Origin of the sequence: Frankia sp. BMG5.23, assembly GCF_000685765.2 — a bacterium.
Lineage (GTDB): Bacteria > Actinomycetota > Actinomycetes > Frankiales > Frankiaceae > Frankia > Frankia casuarinae.
On the sequence record NZ_JDWE01000049.1, the window covers coordinates 18,932 to 33,226 of the forward strand.

Here is a 14,295-nt window from a genome sequence, read left to right on the forward strand (position 1 = left end):
GCCACTCAGGACTCAGGACGCCGGGAGCACCACGTCCTCGGCAGTTGCGGTGAGTGAGAGACCGGTCGCGTTCGTGGATGCCTCGACGATGCGGAGGTTGAATGGCAGACCGGAGATCGGGATCGGGATGGACGGCAGGAGTTCTCCGGGGACGCTGAATCCGAGGTTCACAGCTCCGGTGAGCTTCACCTCGCTCGGCACCAGGGTGAGCATGTTGTTCCGGACCTCGAACGTCGTGATCCCACCGACCTGCTGGGTACCCAGCACCGGCACGTTGACGGTGCCAGTCACCTCGATCTTCTTTCCTCCGTCGACCGGCTCCACCTGCACCTGCTGCCCGGCGAGGTAGGCGTTGAGGTCGTTGTAGGTCATGCCCACAGTGGCCCGCACGCGATCGACGGGCACCTGTCCGACATTGTCGGTGATGGCATCACCGAGCGGTACGTGTACACCCTTCAGATTGGCCTTCACCGACGAGATCTTCGGGCCCGGCGTCGGGATGCCCTCGATCTCTACTCCGATGTTGGTGAACTTTCCGAACAGGACCTGGGTAAGGAACGGGAATCCGCCGATGCTCACGCTCTTGACCGTCGGGACAGGATCACCCGGCTTGATGTTCTCGGCTACGCCGGCCTCGACCTGCTTGCGCATCTGATCCTTGGCTATCACCACGCTGACCCGGTCGCCCACGACGAACAGGACGATCAGGGCGACCAGCGCGATGAGCAGTTTCCGGCGCCGGCGACGCGGCTTGGCGGGCACGGCGGGCGTGCCGCCGCTTGGCGCCCCGGCGAATCCCTCCGGGCCTTTACCACCCCCGCCGACGGCGCCGGGCAGCCGATCGTGGGGTCCGCCGCCCTCGCGGGCGGTGATGTTCCCCATCCCCATGGTCCCGGGCGTCGCGCCCAGGACCGTGGTGCCGTCGTAGCCACCCTGAGCGCCGGAGCCGGCCCACGGCTCATAACCGGCCGGCGGCTCATAACCGGCAGGCCGGTCGCCCCTCCGGGTCGGCGCGACCGGCCGCGCCGGCCGGAACGAGTCCGCGGGCGGCGGTGGTCCCACCGGGGCGCCCGGACGGGCCGGCCTGTTCTGGTTCGCGGGCCGCGTCCCATCACCGTCCGGAGGCATCCCATGGGTGCTGTCCGTAGGCTGCTGCCCGTCACCGTCACGTCCGTCGTTCACCGGTCCATCTCCTGCCATGCTGCGCCGGAGCACGCCGTCGCCCTGTCGATGTCCGCCTGGCGGTTGTCCTGTGCCTGGCCCTGCCGGATCGTCGCATGCTCCGTGCTTTCCGCACGGCCGCGGGTCCGATCTATCCGTGCGACATCGGTGTCGGATTACCGACTTGACCGACCAGACCGGGCAAACCAGATACCATCGGTCGCCGCCCGGAGCATGATCCGCCAGCCGCCAGCCGCCGCCAGCCGCCAGCCGCCAGCCGCCAGCCGCCACCAGCTCACACCTCCAGCGGGAGCTGCGCCACCGGAGTGGCCCGTCTGGCCGGTGCGAGCCGGAAAACGTCGCCCCGCGGGGCGGCGAACGCCTGCCAGAAGTGGTCCGCGACCACCCCCGGACGTAGCGGGCCCGCGGCGTCCACCCTGCCGTCGAGAACCACCGTGCGCAGCCGGACACCCCGCGCGGCCAGCATCGGCCGTACCGCATCGGCGAGGGCGGCGAGGCCTGCCTTGCCGATCGCCAGCGCGAACCGGCCGGCCACCGGCTCGGTGCGCGATCCGGCCGTGGTCAACAGGATGGTCGCGGCCGGCCGGTCCACGAGGAGGTCTGCCGCCACCTGCACCGCGGTGAGCGCGCCCGTGACGTTCACCGCAAGGGTCTGGTTCATCGTCTCGGCCTTCACCGTGAGGGCGCCGCCGCGGATGCTGAGCTTGGCGTTGTAGACGAGCACCGTCAGCCCCCCGACGTCGGCCGCCACCCGCTGGATGGCCGTGGTGAGGGCCGGCTGGTCGGTGACGTCGGCGACGGCGCCGTGCACCGCCAGGCCGTCCTCGGCGAGCTCGTCCCTCACCCGGGTCAGCGTGTCGGCAGACCGGGAGACGACCCCCAGGGCGAACCCCTCCCGGCCGAACCGGCGCAACAGGTCGGAACCGAAGCTCGCCCCCGGTCCCACGACGACGAGGCCGCGGGTCGCCGGGGCGAACTCCGGGTCCCCAGCACGGTCCCCGGCATGGTCACGATCACGGTCGACGCCACCGCCCGGCCCGCCGGGGTGACCCGGAGCCGGCTCGCACGGTCCGGTGCTCATGGCCTCATCCTGACGGAGACGCTGTCCGGACATCCCGGGGATCGACGCTCCGCCCGGCCTGATCGGGCCGGGCGGAGCCGGTCGGCCGCTCCGAGCCGCCGCGCCCCCGGTCTTCAGGGGTGGGCCCGCTGCTCCCGGGCGGCCTCGACGGCTGCCCGGGCCCGCAGCGGCGCGCAACGGTGGTAGGCCCAGCCCAGGGCCGCACCGACGATGACCGCCGGGATCAGCAGGAAGAGCAGGACAACCACACAGGCGGCAATGGTCTCCACACCCTTGGTCTACCCGGGCGCACCGGGTCGACCCGGGTCGACCCGGTGCGCCCGGTAGTGCCCTCAGGCGACGAGAACCCCGGGGTTGAGGATGCCGGCCGGGTCCAGCGTCCGTTTGACCGCCCGGAGCACCTCGACGCCGAGATCGCCGATCTCGGCGTCGAGCCAGGGCCGGTGCTCCGTTCCGACCGCGTGGTGGTGGGTGATCGTGCCGCCCGTGGCGACGACCGCGTCCGTGGCCGCGGCCTTGGCCGCCCGCCAGCTCCCGATCGGGTCGTCGCCCTCGCCGCAGACGACGGTGAAGTAGAGCGAAGCCCCCGTGGCGTACAGATGAGAAATGTGGCACATGACGACCGGTGCCAGGCCGGCGGCGGCCAGCGTCGTGGTAAGCGCGTCTCGGACGGCCGCGTACAGCCCGGGCAGCGCCGTCCAGAATCCCGCCGTTTCCAGGGTCTCGGCGAAGATGCCCTGGTCCAGCAGCGCGTCGCGCAGGTAGGGCGCCCGGAACCGACCCTGCTCCCAGTCCTGGCCGGCCGCCGCGCCGAGCCGCCTGGCGCCCCCGGCGAGCAGAACAGCGGCGACCGCCGCGGAACGCTGTTCCACCGCGCGATCGTCGCCTTCGTAGCCGGTCACCAGGTAGCAGCCGACGGCGCCGCCCCCGCGCTCGCCGCCCGACCGGGTCGGCCGCGCGAGCCCCGCGACGGTCTCCGTCTCGTCGGACAACCGGCATACCGTCGGCCGCAGGTCGCCGGCGGCGAGTGAACGCAGCAGCCGGGTGCCGGTCGCGAAGTCGGGCACCGACCAGGCCTCGTAGCCGCGCCGGGCCGGCAGCGGCCGGACCCTGACCACGACCTGGGTGATCACCCCGAAGGCGCCCTCGGAGCCGAGTAGCAGCTCCCGCAGGTCCGGTCCAGCAGCCGACGCCGGGGCGCGGCCGAGCTCCCAGCCACCCACCGGCGTGGCCACCCGCAGGCCGACGACCAGTTCGTCGAACCGGCCGTAGCCCCCGGACGCCTGGCCGCTGGACCTGGTCGCCGCGTAGCCACCGATGGTGGCGTACTCCCAGGACTGGGGGACGTGCCCGAGCGTGAGACCGTGCTCGGCCAGCAACGCCTCGGCCCGAGGGCCCCGCAGCCCGGCGCCGAGCTCCGCGGTGCCGGAGTCGGGATCCACCCGGCCGAGCCGGTCCAGCCGGGCGAGGTCGAGGGCGACGACGGCACGGTCGCCACGCTCGGGCGGCGCAAGGCCGCCGACGACCGAGGTACCGCCCCCGAACGGCACGACCACGAGGTGCTCTCTGGTCGCGACCCGCAGCACGCCGAGCACCTCGTCATGATCGGCGGGCCGGATGACCGCGTCGGGCGCGGCGGAGGCGTCCCCGGCCCGCAGGCGCAACAGATCGGTCGTCGAGCGGCCCCGGCAGTGCCGGATGCGCGCGACATCGTCCACCCGGACCTCGCCGTCCCCAACGACCGCCGCGAGCGCGGCCCGGGCCGGATCCGGCAGCCGCGACGCGGGCAGGCGTACCTCGGCGAGCGGGACGGGCGGGCGAGGACGGGCGGGAATGCCGAGCCGAGCCAGCAGCAGGCGGGTGGAATCGGGCAGTGGGTCATGCGCCTCGGCGGGGCCCCAGCCCCACCAGACGGATTCGGCCAGGACGATCTCACAGGCTTTCTCGTGGGCCTCGTCGGTGCTCGTCATCGGCGTGCGTACCGCCTGTCCGATCCGGTGGTGCCTCGGTAGAATCTCCTACGAGACAGTGTGACAGCCAACGTCACATTGTCACAAGGTCTCGTCCTACGATGACACATCCCGCGCGGCGGCGCCGCTCCCCGCGCCCGTGGCGACGGGCGGGAGGAAGGGCTGCCGGATGGCTCTCGCCGGCGAGGAGGCCGTCCTCGACGCGGCCAAGGCGTCCCTGCTGGCGGTCGGGGTCCGGCGGACCACCCTGACCGAGGTAGCGCGCCGCGCCGGAGTGAGCCGAATGACCCTCTATCGACGCTGGCCGGACCTGCGCTCGCTGGTCGGTGATGTGATGACGCGCGAGTGGACCCAGGTTGTGACGGCCGCGTCGGCCATGGCCCAGGCCGGGCCGGACGGCGGGCCTCCGGACGGCGGGCCTCCGGACGGCGGGCTGGTCGACGATCTCGTCGAGCACATCATCGCGACGGTGGAGGCGTTCCGCACCAACCCGCTCTATCTGCGGATCATCGAGACGGATCCCGAGCTGCTGATCCCGTACCTGATCGAGCGACGTGGCGCCACCCAACAGATGATCCTGGACCTGCTGACGAGCCAGTTCCGCACCGCCGAGGCGAACGGCGCCGTGGGGCCCGCGGACCCGTCGGCGCTGGCCCTCATGGTCCTGCTCGTCGTGCAGTCCTTCGTCCTGTCCGCCGAGGCCCTCGGCTGCGGTGTCCCCGCGGCGACCCGGACCGCCGAACTGCGCCGGCTCCTGCGCGGCTACCTCGCGCCGGAACCGGTCAAGGAGAGCATTGGGGGATCACCATGACGGTTCTGACGCTCCCGCCGACCACGGCGACCTCGTTGAACGCCGGGCGGCGGGAACGGGAGCTGGCCGCCGTCGCGGCTGGCGGCCCGGTGGACCTGCTGGTGATCGGCGGTGGGGTCACCGGGGCTGGGGTGGCCCTGGACGCCGCCTCCCGCGGCCTGTCCGTCGTCCTCGCCGAGGCGCACGACCTCGCCTTCGGCACGAGCCGATGGAGTTCCAAGCTCGTTCACGGCGGGCTGCGTTACCTGGCCACCGGAGATGTGGCGCTGGCGCGGGAGAGCGCCGTCGAGCGCGACATCCTGATGCGGCACACCGCGCCCCATCTCGTGCGGGCGCTGCCCATGCTCACCCCGCTGACCCCGGGAGTACCGCGGTCGAACGCCGCGCTGGTCCAGGCCGGGGTGTGGCTCGGCGACCTGCTGCGCCGCGGCGCGGGCACGCCCCGCGCGGTCCTGCCCGGCCCACGCCGGCTGACCGCCGTGGAGACGCTCGGGGTGGCTCCCGCGCTCCGGGAAGCCGGACTGCGCGGCGGGGTGCTGCACTGGGACGGCCAGCTCGTCGACGACGCCCGTCTCGTAGTCGCGCTGGCCCGGACCGCAGCCGGATTCGGCGCCCGGATCCTTACCCGGCTGCGGGTGACCGGCCTCGACGGCGGCGGCCTCGACGGCGGACCCCGCGGCCCGAGCCGGCACGGTTGTCGTGGGATCGAGGCGACCGCGGTGGACACCCTCACCGGTACCCGGATCACCCTGCGTGCGCGGACGGTGGTCAACGCCACCGGCGTGTGGGCGCCGGCCCTGGCTCCGGGGATCCGGCTGCGGCCGAGCCGCGGCACCCACCTCGTGCTGCGCTCCACCGTCCTGGCCGGGACCCGCGCGGCGCTGTCCCTGCCGATGCCGGGTGAACGGAACCGGTTCGCGCTGATGCTGCCCCAGGACGACGGCCGCGTCTACGTCGGGTTGACCGACGTGCCGGTCGAGGAGGTCGTCGACGTCCCGGTGCCCGACGAGGACGAGATCGCGCAGCTGCTGGGCATCGTCTCGAACGTGCTGGCCACCCCCATCGACCCGGCGGACCGGCTGGGCGCCTTCGCCGGCCTGCGCCCACTGCTCGACACCGGCACCGACCACACCGGCACCGACCACACCGTCGTTCCCCACAGCGCCGCCACCCGTACCAGCGCCGCCCGCACCGCCGATCTCTCCCGACGGCACCTGGTGCGGACCGACCCGGGCGGCCTGGTCACGGTGGTCGGCGGCAAACTGACGACCTATCGACGGATGGCCGCAGACGCGGTGGACGCCGCCGTCGCGGTGGGCGACCTCGACGCCGGCCCCTGCCGTACCCGGCGACTCGGCCTGGTCGGTGCGGCACCTCGATCGGTCCTCGCCACGGTGGCCGCGCCGCGCCGTCTGGTCGAGCGGTACGGGACGGAGGCACCGAGGGTGCTGGCCCTGGCCGACGGCGACCCCGACCTGCTGGCACCCGTCGCCGAGGGGACGCCGGTCACCGGCGCGGAGCTGCTGTTCGCGGTGCGGGACGAAGGCGCGCTCGACCCGGCGGACCTGCTGGATCGCCGGACGCGCATCGGGCTGGCTCCCGCCGACCGCCGGGCGGCCCTGGGCCCGGCCCGGCAGCTGTTCGACCATACGCTGACGCGCTAAGGACCAGCACCGCCGAGGAACCAGCACCGCTGCGAGTGCTGCGGGATCGGGGGCGGTCAGGGCAATGCGTCGACGGTCAGCACCGCGATGCGCTCCAGATGCGCAGGGGTGTCACCAAAAGCAGGAATCTGGCGTTTGGCCCGCTTGTAAAAGAAGTGCGCGTCATGTTCCCAGGTGTAGCCGATCCCCCCGTGGTACTGGATCATCGCCGCGGTGGCGTCCCCGGCGGCCTGGTTGGCCTTGCTCTTCGCCACCGCGAGCGCCAGCTCCGCGTCGGGCAGGGCAGTGTCGAGCGCGTGCGCCGCGTACAGCACCGCATGCTCGGCCATCGTGACAGCGACATGCAGATCGGCGAGATGGTGGGCGAGCGCCTGGAACGAACCGACCGGCCGGCCGAACTGCACCCGATCGATGTCGTGGGCGACGGTCCGGGTCAGCGCGGCCCGCGCGACACCGACGAGGTCCGCGGCCGTGAGCAGGGCGCCACGACGGACCAGGTCCGCGGCGACCGCGGCGTCGGAGGCCGGCAGCCGGGTCGCGGCCGCGTCGGCCAGAGACAGCGAGGCCAGCCGGGTGGTGCCGTCGAAGCCGCGCTGGGTGGTGACCGTCACCCCCGGGCCACGCGGATCGAGCAGATAGAGCCCGACCCCGGCGGGGCCGACGGCGGCGACCACCACGAGCCCGGCGACCTCGAGATACTCGACGCCGGACGCGACACCGCCCAGCCGACCGCCCGCGGTCGCGCGGACCGCGATGCCGGTATGGTCGTATCCCCCGCCCGGGCCCCGCAGCGCCACGGTGGCCACCAGGTCACCGGCGGCGAGGGGGGCGAGCACCGCCGCCGCCTGGTCCGCCGAGCCGGCGAGCCGCACCGCCTCGCCCGCGAGCACGGTCGGCAGCCAGGGCCCCGGGATCACCCCCGCTCCGAACGCCCGCGCGATGATCTGTGCGTCGAGCAACCCGAGCCCGAGACCGTCGAACCGCGCGGGCACGCACACCGCGAGCCAGCCCTGTTCGCCGATCGCCTTCCACAGCTCGGGGGGGTGCCCGTCACCGTCGGGATCGGTGAAAACCGCGCGGACTGCGGTCAGATCGAAGCGGTCGGCCAGGAAGTCCCGGACGGTGGCGGCGAGCGCGCGCTGCTCGTCGGTGAGGGCGAAGAACACGGGCTCGGACCTCCGGAGGCGGGGCGAGGCGGGATCAGCGAGATGAACAGGCCCGGGCACAGGCACAGGCCCGAATCGCGACCATAATCATGATCAATCATGATCCGCGTGGCAGGCCGAGGACCCGCTCCGCGACGATCGTGCGCTGTACCTGCGAGGATCCACCCCAGATGGTGACGGAGCGGGTCCAGAAGCTCTCCTGCCGCAGCGTCGTCAGATCGAGGTCCGCGGTGGGGTGGGTGAGCGCCACATCGGCGCCGAGCAGCGCATCAAAGGTCTCGAACAGGTCCTGGTACGTCTCCGACCACTGCAGTTTGGTGATCGACGACTCGGCCCCCAGGTCACGGCCCTGCTCTACCTGGGTGAGGACGTGCATCGAGTGGTAGCGCAGGCATTCGAGCTCGACCATGCGCCGGCCCAGCTCCTGGCGCAGCACCGGGTCGGTGTCGCGCCCAAGCGCCCGGGCGACCCGGACGATCTCGTCGTAGCTGCGCCGGAATCCGGTGTACTGGCTGATCCCGGACGCGCCGCGCTCGAACGACAGCAGAAGCATCGCCGTCGCCCAGCCGTTGCCGATCCCGCCCAGGCACTCCGACGCCGCCACCCGCACGTCGGTGAGGAAGACCTCGCCGAACTCGCTGACGCCGCTCATCTGCCGGATCGGCCGGACCTCCACCCCGGGAGCGTGCATGTCGATGAGCAGCAGCGAGATGCCGTGATGGCGCCGGCTGCCGGGCTCGGTCCGGACCAGGGTGAAGATCTTGTCTCCGCGGTTCGCGAACGTCGTCCAGACCTTCTGCCCGTTGACCACGTACTCGTCCCCGTCGAGCACCCCGGACGTACGCAGCGCCGCGAGGTCGGAGCCCGCGCCGGGTTCCGAGAAGCCCTGGCACCAGATCACCTCGTTGCGCAGCATCGGCCCGAGGATGTCGCGCTTCTGCTCGGGCGTCCCGACCGCCATCACCGTCGGCGCGAGGAAGGCCAGGCCCAGCGTGTTGACCGAGCGCGGCGCCCGGGCGAGCTGCGTCTCCTGGTCGTAGATGGCCCGCATCCCCGGGGTACCGCCCCGGCCGCCGTACTCCACCGGCCAGTCGATCCCGGCGAAGCCCGCGAGCGCCTTGCGCCGCTCCCAGTCCCGCCGCAGGTCGAAGCCCTCGGCCTCCCCCACGCCGGCCCAGAACCCGGGCTCCGTCCAGGCGGCGGGAATGTTCTCGGTGAGCCAGGCCCGCAACTCGGCACGGAACCGTTCCTCGGCCGGCGGGTGGGTCAGGTCCATGCGTTGACCTCCATCTGGTGTTGACCTCCATCTGGTCGCCCATCTGGTCGCCTCACGCGGGATCCCGGGACGGTCGCACTCGCATCCCACCACGCCCCGGCCGGACGTTCACAGACGTTCATGGACGTTCAACGATCCCGCGCCCGGGCGCCGGACACCGGACACCGACAGCCGGCACGATGGGTGGCGAGCCGCCGGAGCGTCCCGGGCGATCACGACGACGGGACGCGAGGACGTTCGCAGGAGAGGAAGCAACTGGCGATGACGCCAACCAGACACGGAACCCCGACCGCCCGACTCGACCAGGTCGGCCGCGCCGAGGCACTGCGCCGGATGGGAGCGGATCCGGTGGATGTGGCCGTGATCGGCGGCGGGGTCACCGGTACGGGGGTGGCGCTGGACGCGGTGACCCGGGGCCTGTCCGTCGCCCTGGTCGAGGCGCGCGACCTCGCCGCCGGCACGTCCAGCCGGTCGAGCAAGCTCATCCACGGCGGGCTGCGGTATCTCGAGCAGCTCAACGCCCCGCTGGTCCGGGAGGCGCTGCGGGAGCGGTCCCTCATGCTGGACACGCTCGCGCCCCATCTGGTCCGGGCCATCCCGTTCCTGCTGCCGTTGACCCGCCACGGTTGGGAACGTGCCTACATCGGCAGTGGTGTGCTGCTCTACGACACCCTCGGGCAGGGGCTGGCCCGCGTCGGGCCGGGCGGCGACGCCACCATGCCCCATCACCGGCACCTGACCCGCAAGGCGGCGCTGCGGGAGTTCCCGTCGCTGCGCCCGGACGCCCTCGTCGGCGCGATCCAGTACTGGGACGGCCAGGTCGACGACGCGCGGCACACCGTGTTCGTCGCGCGGACCGCTGCTCGCTACGGGGCGCTCATCGCGACCAGCGCGCGGGTCACCGGCTTCCTGCGGGAGGGCGACCGGGTCGCCGGCGTGCGGGTGCGTGACCTCGAGTCGGGCGCCGAGATCGAGCTGCGGGCCCGCCAGACGATCAACGCCGCCGGGGTGTGGACCGACGAGATCCAGGCGATGGTAGGCGGGCGTGGCCAGCTGTCGGTCCGAGCCTCCAAGGGAGTGCACATCGTCGTGCCCCGCGACCGCATCCATGGCGTCACCGGCCTGATCCTGCGCACCGAGAAGAGCGTGCTGTTCGTCATCCCGTGGGGCAGCCACTGGATCATCGGCACCACCGACACCGACTGGAGCCTCGACCTCGCCCATCCGGCGGCCAGCAGCGCCGACATCGACTACCTGCTCGACACGGTCAACCGGGTGCTGCGCACGCCGCTCACGGCGGCGGACATCACCGGGGTGTACGCCGGGCTGCGCCCGCTGCTCGCCGGGGAGTCCGAGGACACCTCGCGGCTGTCCCGCGAGCATGCCGTGGTCAGCCCCGTCTCCGGGCTGACGATGGTCGCCGGCGGGAAGTACACGACCTACCGGGTGATGGCCGCCGACGCCGTCGACGCGGCCGTGCACGGCATGAACCGGGCGGTGCCGCCGTCGTGCACCGAGAAGATCCCGCTGCTCGGCGCGGACGGGTTCCCCGCGCTGTGGAACGCCCGGGAGACCCTCGCCCGCCGCGCGGGGCTGCACGTCGGCTGGATCGAGCACCTCCTGCACCGCTACGGCACCCTCACCGAGGAGCTTCTGGACCTCATCGAGACGCGACCGGATCTCGCCCAGCCGCTGCGCGGGGCATCGACCTACCTGGCCGCGGAGGCGGTGTACGCGGCCTCCCACGAGGGGGCGCTGCACCTGGAGGACGTGCTCACCCGGCGGACCCGCGTCTCGATCGAGACCATCGACCGGGGGGTGGAGGCCGCCGAGCACGTGGCCGATCTCATCGCCCCCGTGCTCGGCTGGGACCAGGTGACCCGCGCCCGCGAGGTCGCGCACTACCTCGCCCGGGTGGAGGCCGAACGGGCCTCGCAGCGGCAAGCCGACGACGCGACCGCCGACGCGGCCCGGCTCGGCGCGCCCGACGTGCGCCGGCTGGGCCGGACGGACCACCGCGCCCCGGCGGCGACCGGCGGACCGTCCTGAAGGCTCGGCCAACCCGATCCGCGGCCCCGCCCAGGCGGTTCGGTGCCGCGGTCCGCGCAACGACGTCCACGGAACGACGTCATCCGTATACCTCCAACAGTCGCAGCCAGACCTCGCTGACTGTCGGGAACGACGGGACCGCGTGCCACAGCCGCTCCAACGGCACCTCTCCGACGATCGCGATCGTGGCCGCGTGCACCATCTCCTGGGTGTCCGGACCGGTGAAGGTCGCTCCCACGAGCACCCGGCGGGCCTCGTCCACGACAATCTTCGACGTGCCCGTGATCTCCTCCCCCCGCACCGACGCGCCGGCCACCGATCCGGTCGGCACGCTCACGGCCCGCACGGCGATCCCGGCCTCCCGCGCGGCCCGCTCGGTCAGTCCGACCGCGCTGACCTGCGGATCGGTGAAGGTCACCCGCGGGACGGCCGCCGGGTCGGCCAGGTCGCGCACGGGAGCGCCGGCGAGGTCCCGGCGGCCGGTGATGACGTCGGCCGCCAGCCGGGCCTGGTACTTGCCCATGTGGGTGAGCAGCGCGCGGCCGCAGACGTCGCCGACCGCGTAGAGCCAGTCCCCCGCCACGCCGACCGCGCGGAGCCGGTCGTCGACCTCGATGAACCGCCCGGGTTGCAGGCCCACGGTCTCCAGGCCCAGGTCGCCGGTCGCCGGGGTGCGCCCGACGGCGACCAGGATCTCGTCGGCGACCACGGCATCGCGGCGCGGCCGCCGCTCAACCGGCTCACCCGGATCCGCCGGATCCGCCGGATCCACCGGCTCCACCGTGACGGTCACCGGCCCGGCCGGGCCATCCGGTCCCGTCCGGGCCCGGCGGACCTCGACCGCCCGGCTTCCGAGCCGCACCGTGATGCCGGCCGCCTCGAAGGCGGCCCGCAACTGCTCGCCGACGAACTCCTCCTCCCGGACGAGCAGCCGGGGTGACCCCTCGATCAAGGTCACCTCCGCGCTACCGAGCCGGCGGAAGGCCTGGGCCAGTTCCACCCCCACGGCGCCGCCGCCGAGCACCACGAGGCGGTGCGGGACCTTCCAGGCGCCGGTCGCGGTCCGGTTGTCCCACGGTTCGGCGTCGGCGAGGCCGGGGATCGGTGGAACAGTGGCCCGCGTCCCGGTGGCCACGACCACGGCTCGGGACGCGGTCAGCACCCGGCGGGTGCCGTCCAGCAGCGTCACCGCGACCCGGCCGGCGGGCCCCGCCAGGCGCCCGGTCCCGCGCACCAACTCGACGCCCTTGTCGACCAGCCAGGGCACCTGGGAGGAATCGGAGTAGTCGCCCACCATCCAGTCTCGCCGGGCGAACGCCGCGGCGGCGTCGACGGGTCCGGTGACCGCCGACGCCGCGCCGGGAACGCGGCGGGCCGCCGCCAGCACCTCCCCCGGCCGCAGGAGGGTTTTGCTCGGGATACAGCCCCAGTAGCTGCACTCCCCGCCGACGAGCTCGCGTTCGACGACGATGACGGACAGACCAGCGTCGGCACAGCGGCCGGCGACGTTCTCGCCCGCGGGCCCGGCGCCGAGCACGATCACGTCCACGTCGGCATCCATGGCCGCCTCCCCTGCCCTACCCGGCTCGCTCACAAGCCCTCCGTCGCTGCTCGTCACAATCTGCCGCTCGATCCACGCCAACTGAAGATCATCGGGAACTTTCGGGGTCCCGGTCCGGACGGTCCGTGGCCGGTCCGGTCCGGCGCGGGCGCCGACTCGGAGACGAGAAGCACGTGCACCACGGACGGGGAAGCACGGATGCAGCACGGAGAATGGCGTCAGGAGCGCCAGGCCGGGCCCGTCCCGGCGACACGCCGGAGCGGGCCATCGAGACGAACCAGCGGAGAGATGAAGATGCAGCTCGGGATGATCGGACTCGGCCGGATGGGTGCCAACCTGGTGCGCCGGCTGATCCGCGGTGGTCACGAATGCGTGGTCTACGACGTCAACCCCGAGGCCGTTAAGGCCCTGGCTGCGGAGGGCGCCACGGAGACACGGAGCCTCGCCGAGTTCGCCGCGGCCCTGCGTCCACCCCGGGCTGCCTGGATCATGGTGCCCGCCGGGCTGACCGGTGAGACCGTCTCGGCCCTGGCCGAGCACTTCGCGCCGGACGACGTGATCATCGACGGCGGCAACTCCTACTACCGGGATGACATCCTGCGTGCCGCGTCGCTCGTCGAGCGGGGCATCCACTACGTCGACGTCGGCACCTCCGGGGGCGTGTTCGGGCTGGAACGCGGCTTCTGTCTGATGATCGGCGGCGAACCGGGGGTCGTGGCCCGCCTGGAGCCGCTGTTCGAGACGATCGCACCCGGCGTCGGCACCATCCCGCGGACCCCGGGCCGGACCGGCGAGATCACCCAGGCCGAGAAGGGATACCTGTACTGCGGCCCGAACGGCGCCGGTCACTTCGTCAAGATGGTGCACAACGGCATCGAGTACGGCATGATGGCCGCCTTCGCCGAGGGGTTCGCGGTGCTCGACAAGGCGAACATCGGCACGACGTCCGCCGAGCACAACGCCGAGACCGCCCCGCTGGGCAACCCGGAGTACTACCAGTACGACCTCGACACCACCGCGATCGCCGAGGTGTGGCGGCGGGGCAGCGTGGTCAGTTCCTGGCTGCTCGACCTCACCGCCGCCGCGCTGCAGGAGGATCCCGGACTCACCGAGTTCAGCGGCCGGGTGTCCGACTCCGGGGAAGGACGTTGGACGGTACTGGCCGCCGTGGAGGAGGGCGTTCCCGCCCATGTGCTGACGGCGTCCCTCTACGAGCGGTTCAGTTCGCGCGGGGAGGGCCTGTTCGCCGACAAGCTGTTGTCGGCGATGCGCAAGCAGTTCGGTGGGCACGCGGAGAAGCCGGCCGGCTGAGCCTCGTCGGCTTCCTTGCCTACTGAGCTTTAAATTTCGGGGTCAGGGCGGTTTTCTGTAGCTGTCTACCAGCGGGTTTGGGGCGGGTAGACCGGTTGTATGAGGTACGCGACGGGTGGCGGGTTGACGCCCGCCGATCAGGTGGAACGTGAACGGGTCCGGTTGGCCGCGGCCAGCCGGTTCGCGGCGGGGGCGAGCCAGGCCGAGGTCGCCCGGGAGTTCCG

Annotated in this window: 11 protein-coding genes; 4 read left to right on the forward strand and 7 right to left on the reverse strand. The window is 72.9% G+C overall.

Features of this window, described 5'->3' with window-relative positions; genetic code table 11:
- Positions 1-12 precede the first annotated feature (12 nt).
- The 4 genes from BMG523DRAFT_RS17595 to BMG523DRAFT_RS17605 all read right to left on the reverse strand — a co-directional run bounded on the left by BMG523DRAFT_RS17595 (position 13) and on the right by BMG523DRAFT_RS17605 (position 4,233).
- On the reverse strand, positions 13-1,182 hold the full coding sequence (locus tag BMG523DRAFT_RS17595) for a DUF2993 domain-containing protein (RefSeq protein ID WP_011435397.1): 1,170 nt from the start codon (positions 1,180-1,182) through the stop codon (positions 13-15).
- Positions 1,183-1,456: 274 nt separating this feature from the next.
- Positions 1,457-2,263 (reverse strand): SDR family oxidoreductase, encoded by an 807-nt coding sequence (locus tag BMG523DRAFT_RS17600; protein ID WP_011435396.1) that lies wholly within the window; start codon positions 2,261-2,263, stop codon positions 1,457-1,459.
- Positions 2,264-2,376: 113 nt separating this feature from the next.
- Positions 2,377-2,532, reverse strand: coding sequence for a hypothetical protein (locus BMG523DRAFT_RS25740; RefSeq protein ID WP_023841015.1), 156 nt, complete (start codon positions 2,530-2,532; stop codon positions 2,377-2,379).
- Positions 2,533-2,595: 63 nt separating this feature from the next.
- Positions 2,596-4,233 carry an FAD-binding oxidoreductase gene (locus BMG523DRAFT_RS17605; RefSeq protein WP_023841016.1) on the reverse strand — a complete coding sequence of 546 codons (1,638 nt, stop codon included), beginning with the start codon at positions 4,231-4,233 and terminating at the stop codon, positions 2,596-2,598.
- 169 nt (positions 4,234-4,402) lie between these two features.
- Here BMG523DRAFT_RS17605 and BMG523DRAFT_RS17610 point away from each other — a divergent pair, with 169 nt between their 5' ends.
- Both BMG523DRAFT_RS17610 and BMG523DRAFT_RS17615 read left to right on the forward strand, forming a co-directional pair.
- Positions 4,403-5,044: a TetR/AcrR family transcriptional regulator gene (locus BMG523DRAFT_RS17610; RefSeq protein ID WP_043591677.1), complete on the forward strand. Its 642-nt coding sequence runs from the start codon at positions 4,403-4,405 to the stop codon at positions 5,042-5,044.
- The gene (locus BMG523DRAFT_RS17615) at positions 5,041-6,708 is read left to right on the forward strand and encodes a glycerol-3-phosphate dehydrogenase/oxidase (RefSeq protein ID WP_043591678.1); all 1,668 of its coding nucleotides are present in this window, start codon (positions 5,041-5,043) and stop codon (positions 6,706-6,708) included. Before BMG523DRAFT_RS17610 ends, BMG523DRAFT_RS17615 begins: the two co-directional genes overlap by 4 nt.
- Positions 6,709-6,764: 56 nt before the next feature.
- On the opposite strand, the gene BMG523DRAFT_RS17620 is transcribed toward BMG523DRAFT_RS17615, so the two are convergent.
- Together BMG523DRAFT_RS17620 and BMG523DRAFT_RS17625 are read right to left on the reverse strand one after the other, a co-directional pair.
- Positions 6,765-7,874, reverse strand: a complete 1,110-nt coding sequence (locus BMG523DRAFT_RS17620) for an acyl-CoA dehydrogenase family protein (RefSeq protein WP_011435392.1) — start codon at positions 7,872-7,874, stop codon at positions 6,765-6,767.
- Between the two features lie 97 nt (positions 7,875-7,971).
- Positions 7,972-9,150, reverse strand: a complete 1,179-nt coding sequence (locus BMG523DRAFT_RS17625) for an acyl-CoA dehydrogenase family protein (protein WP_043591680.1) — start codon at positions 9,148-9,150, stop codon at positions 7,972-7,974.
- 261 nt (positions 9,151-9,411) lie between these two features.
- Here BMG523DRAFT_RS17625 and BMG523DRAFT_RS17630 point away from each other — a divergent pair, with 261 nt between their 5' ends.
- Positions 9,412-11,199 carry a glycerol-3-phosphate dehydrogenase/oxidase gene (locus tag BMG523DRAFT_RS17630; protein ID WP_011435390.1) on the forward strand — a complete coding sequence of 596 codons (1,788 nt, stop codon included), beginning with the start codon at positions 9,412-9,414 and terminating at the stop codon, positions 11,197-11,199.
- A 79-nt stretch (positions 11,200-11,278) separates the two neighbouring features.
- Here BMG523DRAFT_RS17630 and BMG523DRAFT_RS17635 read toward each other — a convergent pair whose 3' ends face one another.
- Positions 11,279-12,760: an NAD(P)/FAD-dependent oxidoreductase gene (locus BMG523DRAFT_RS17635; protein WP_011435389.1), complete on the reverse strand. Its 1,482-nt coding sequence runs from the start codon at positions 12,758-12,760 to the stop codon at positions 11,279-11,281.
- A 294-nt stretch (positions 12,761-13,054) separates the two neighbouring features.
- Here BMG523DRAFT_RS17635 and gnd point away from each other — a divergent pair, with 294 nt between their 5' ends.
- A complete protein-coding gene (gene gnd / locus BMG523DRAFT_RS17640) occupies positions 13,055-14,071 on the forward strand; it encodes a phosphogluconate dehydrogenase (NAD(+)-dependent, decarboxylating) (protein ID WP_023841018.1) in 1,017 nt (338 codons plus the stop codon).
- The last annotated feature ends 224 nt before the right edge of the window (positions 14,072-14,295 follow it).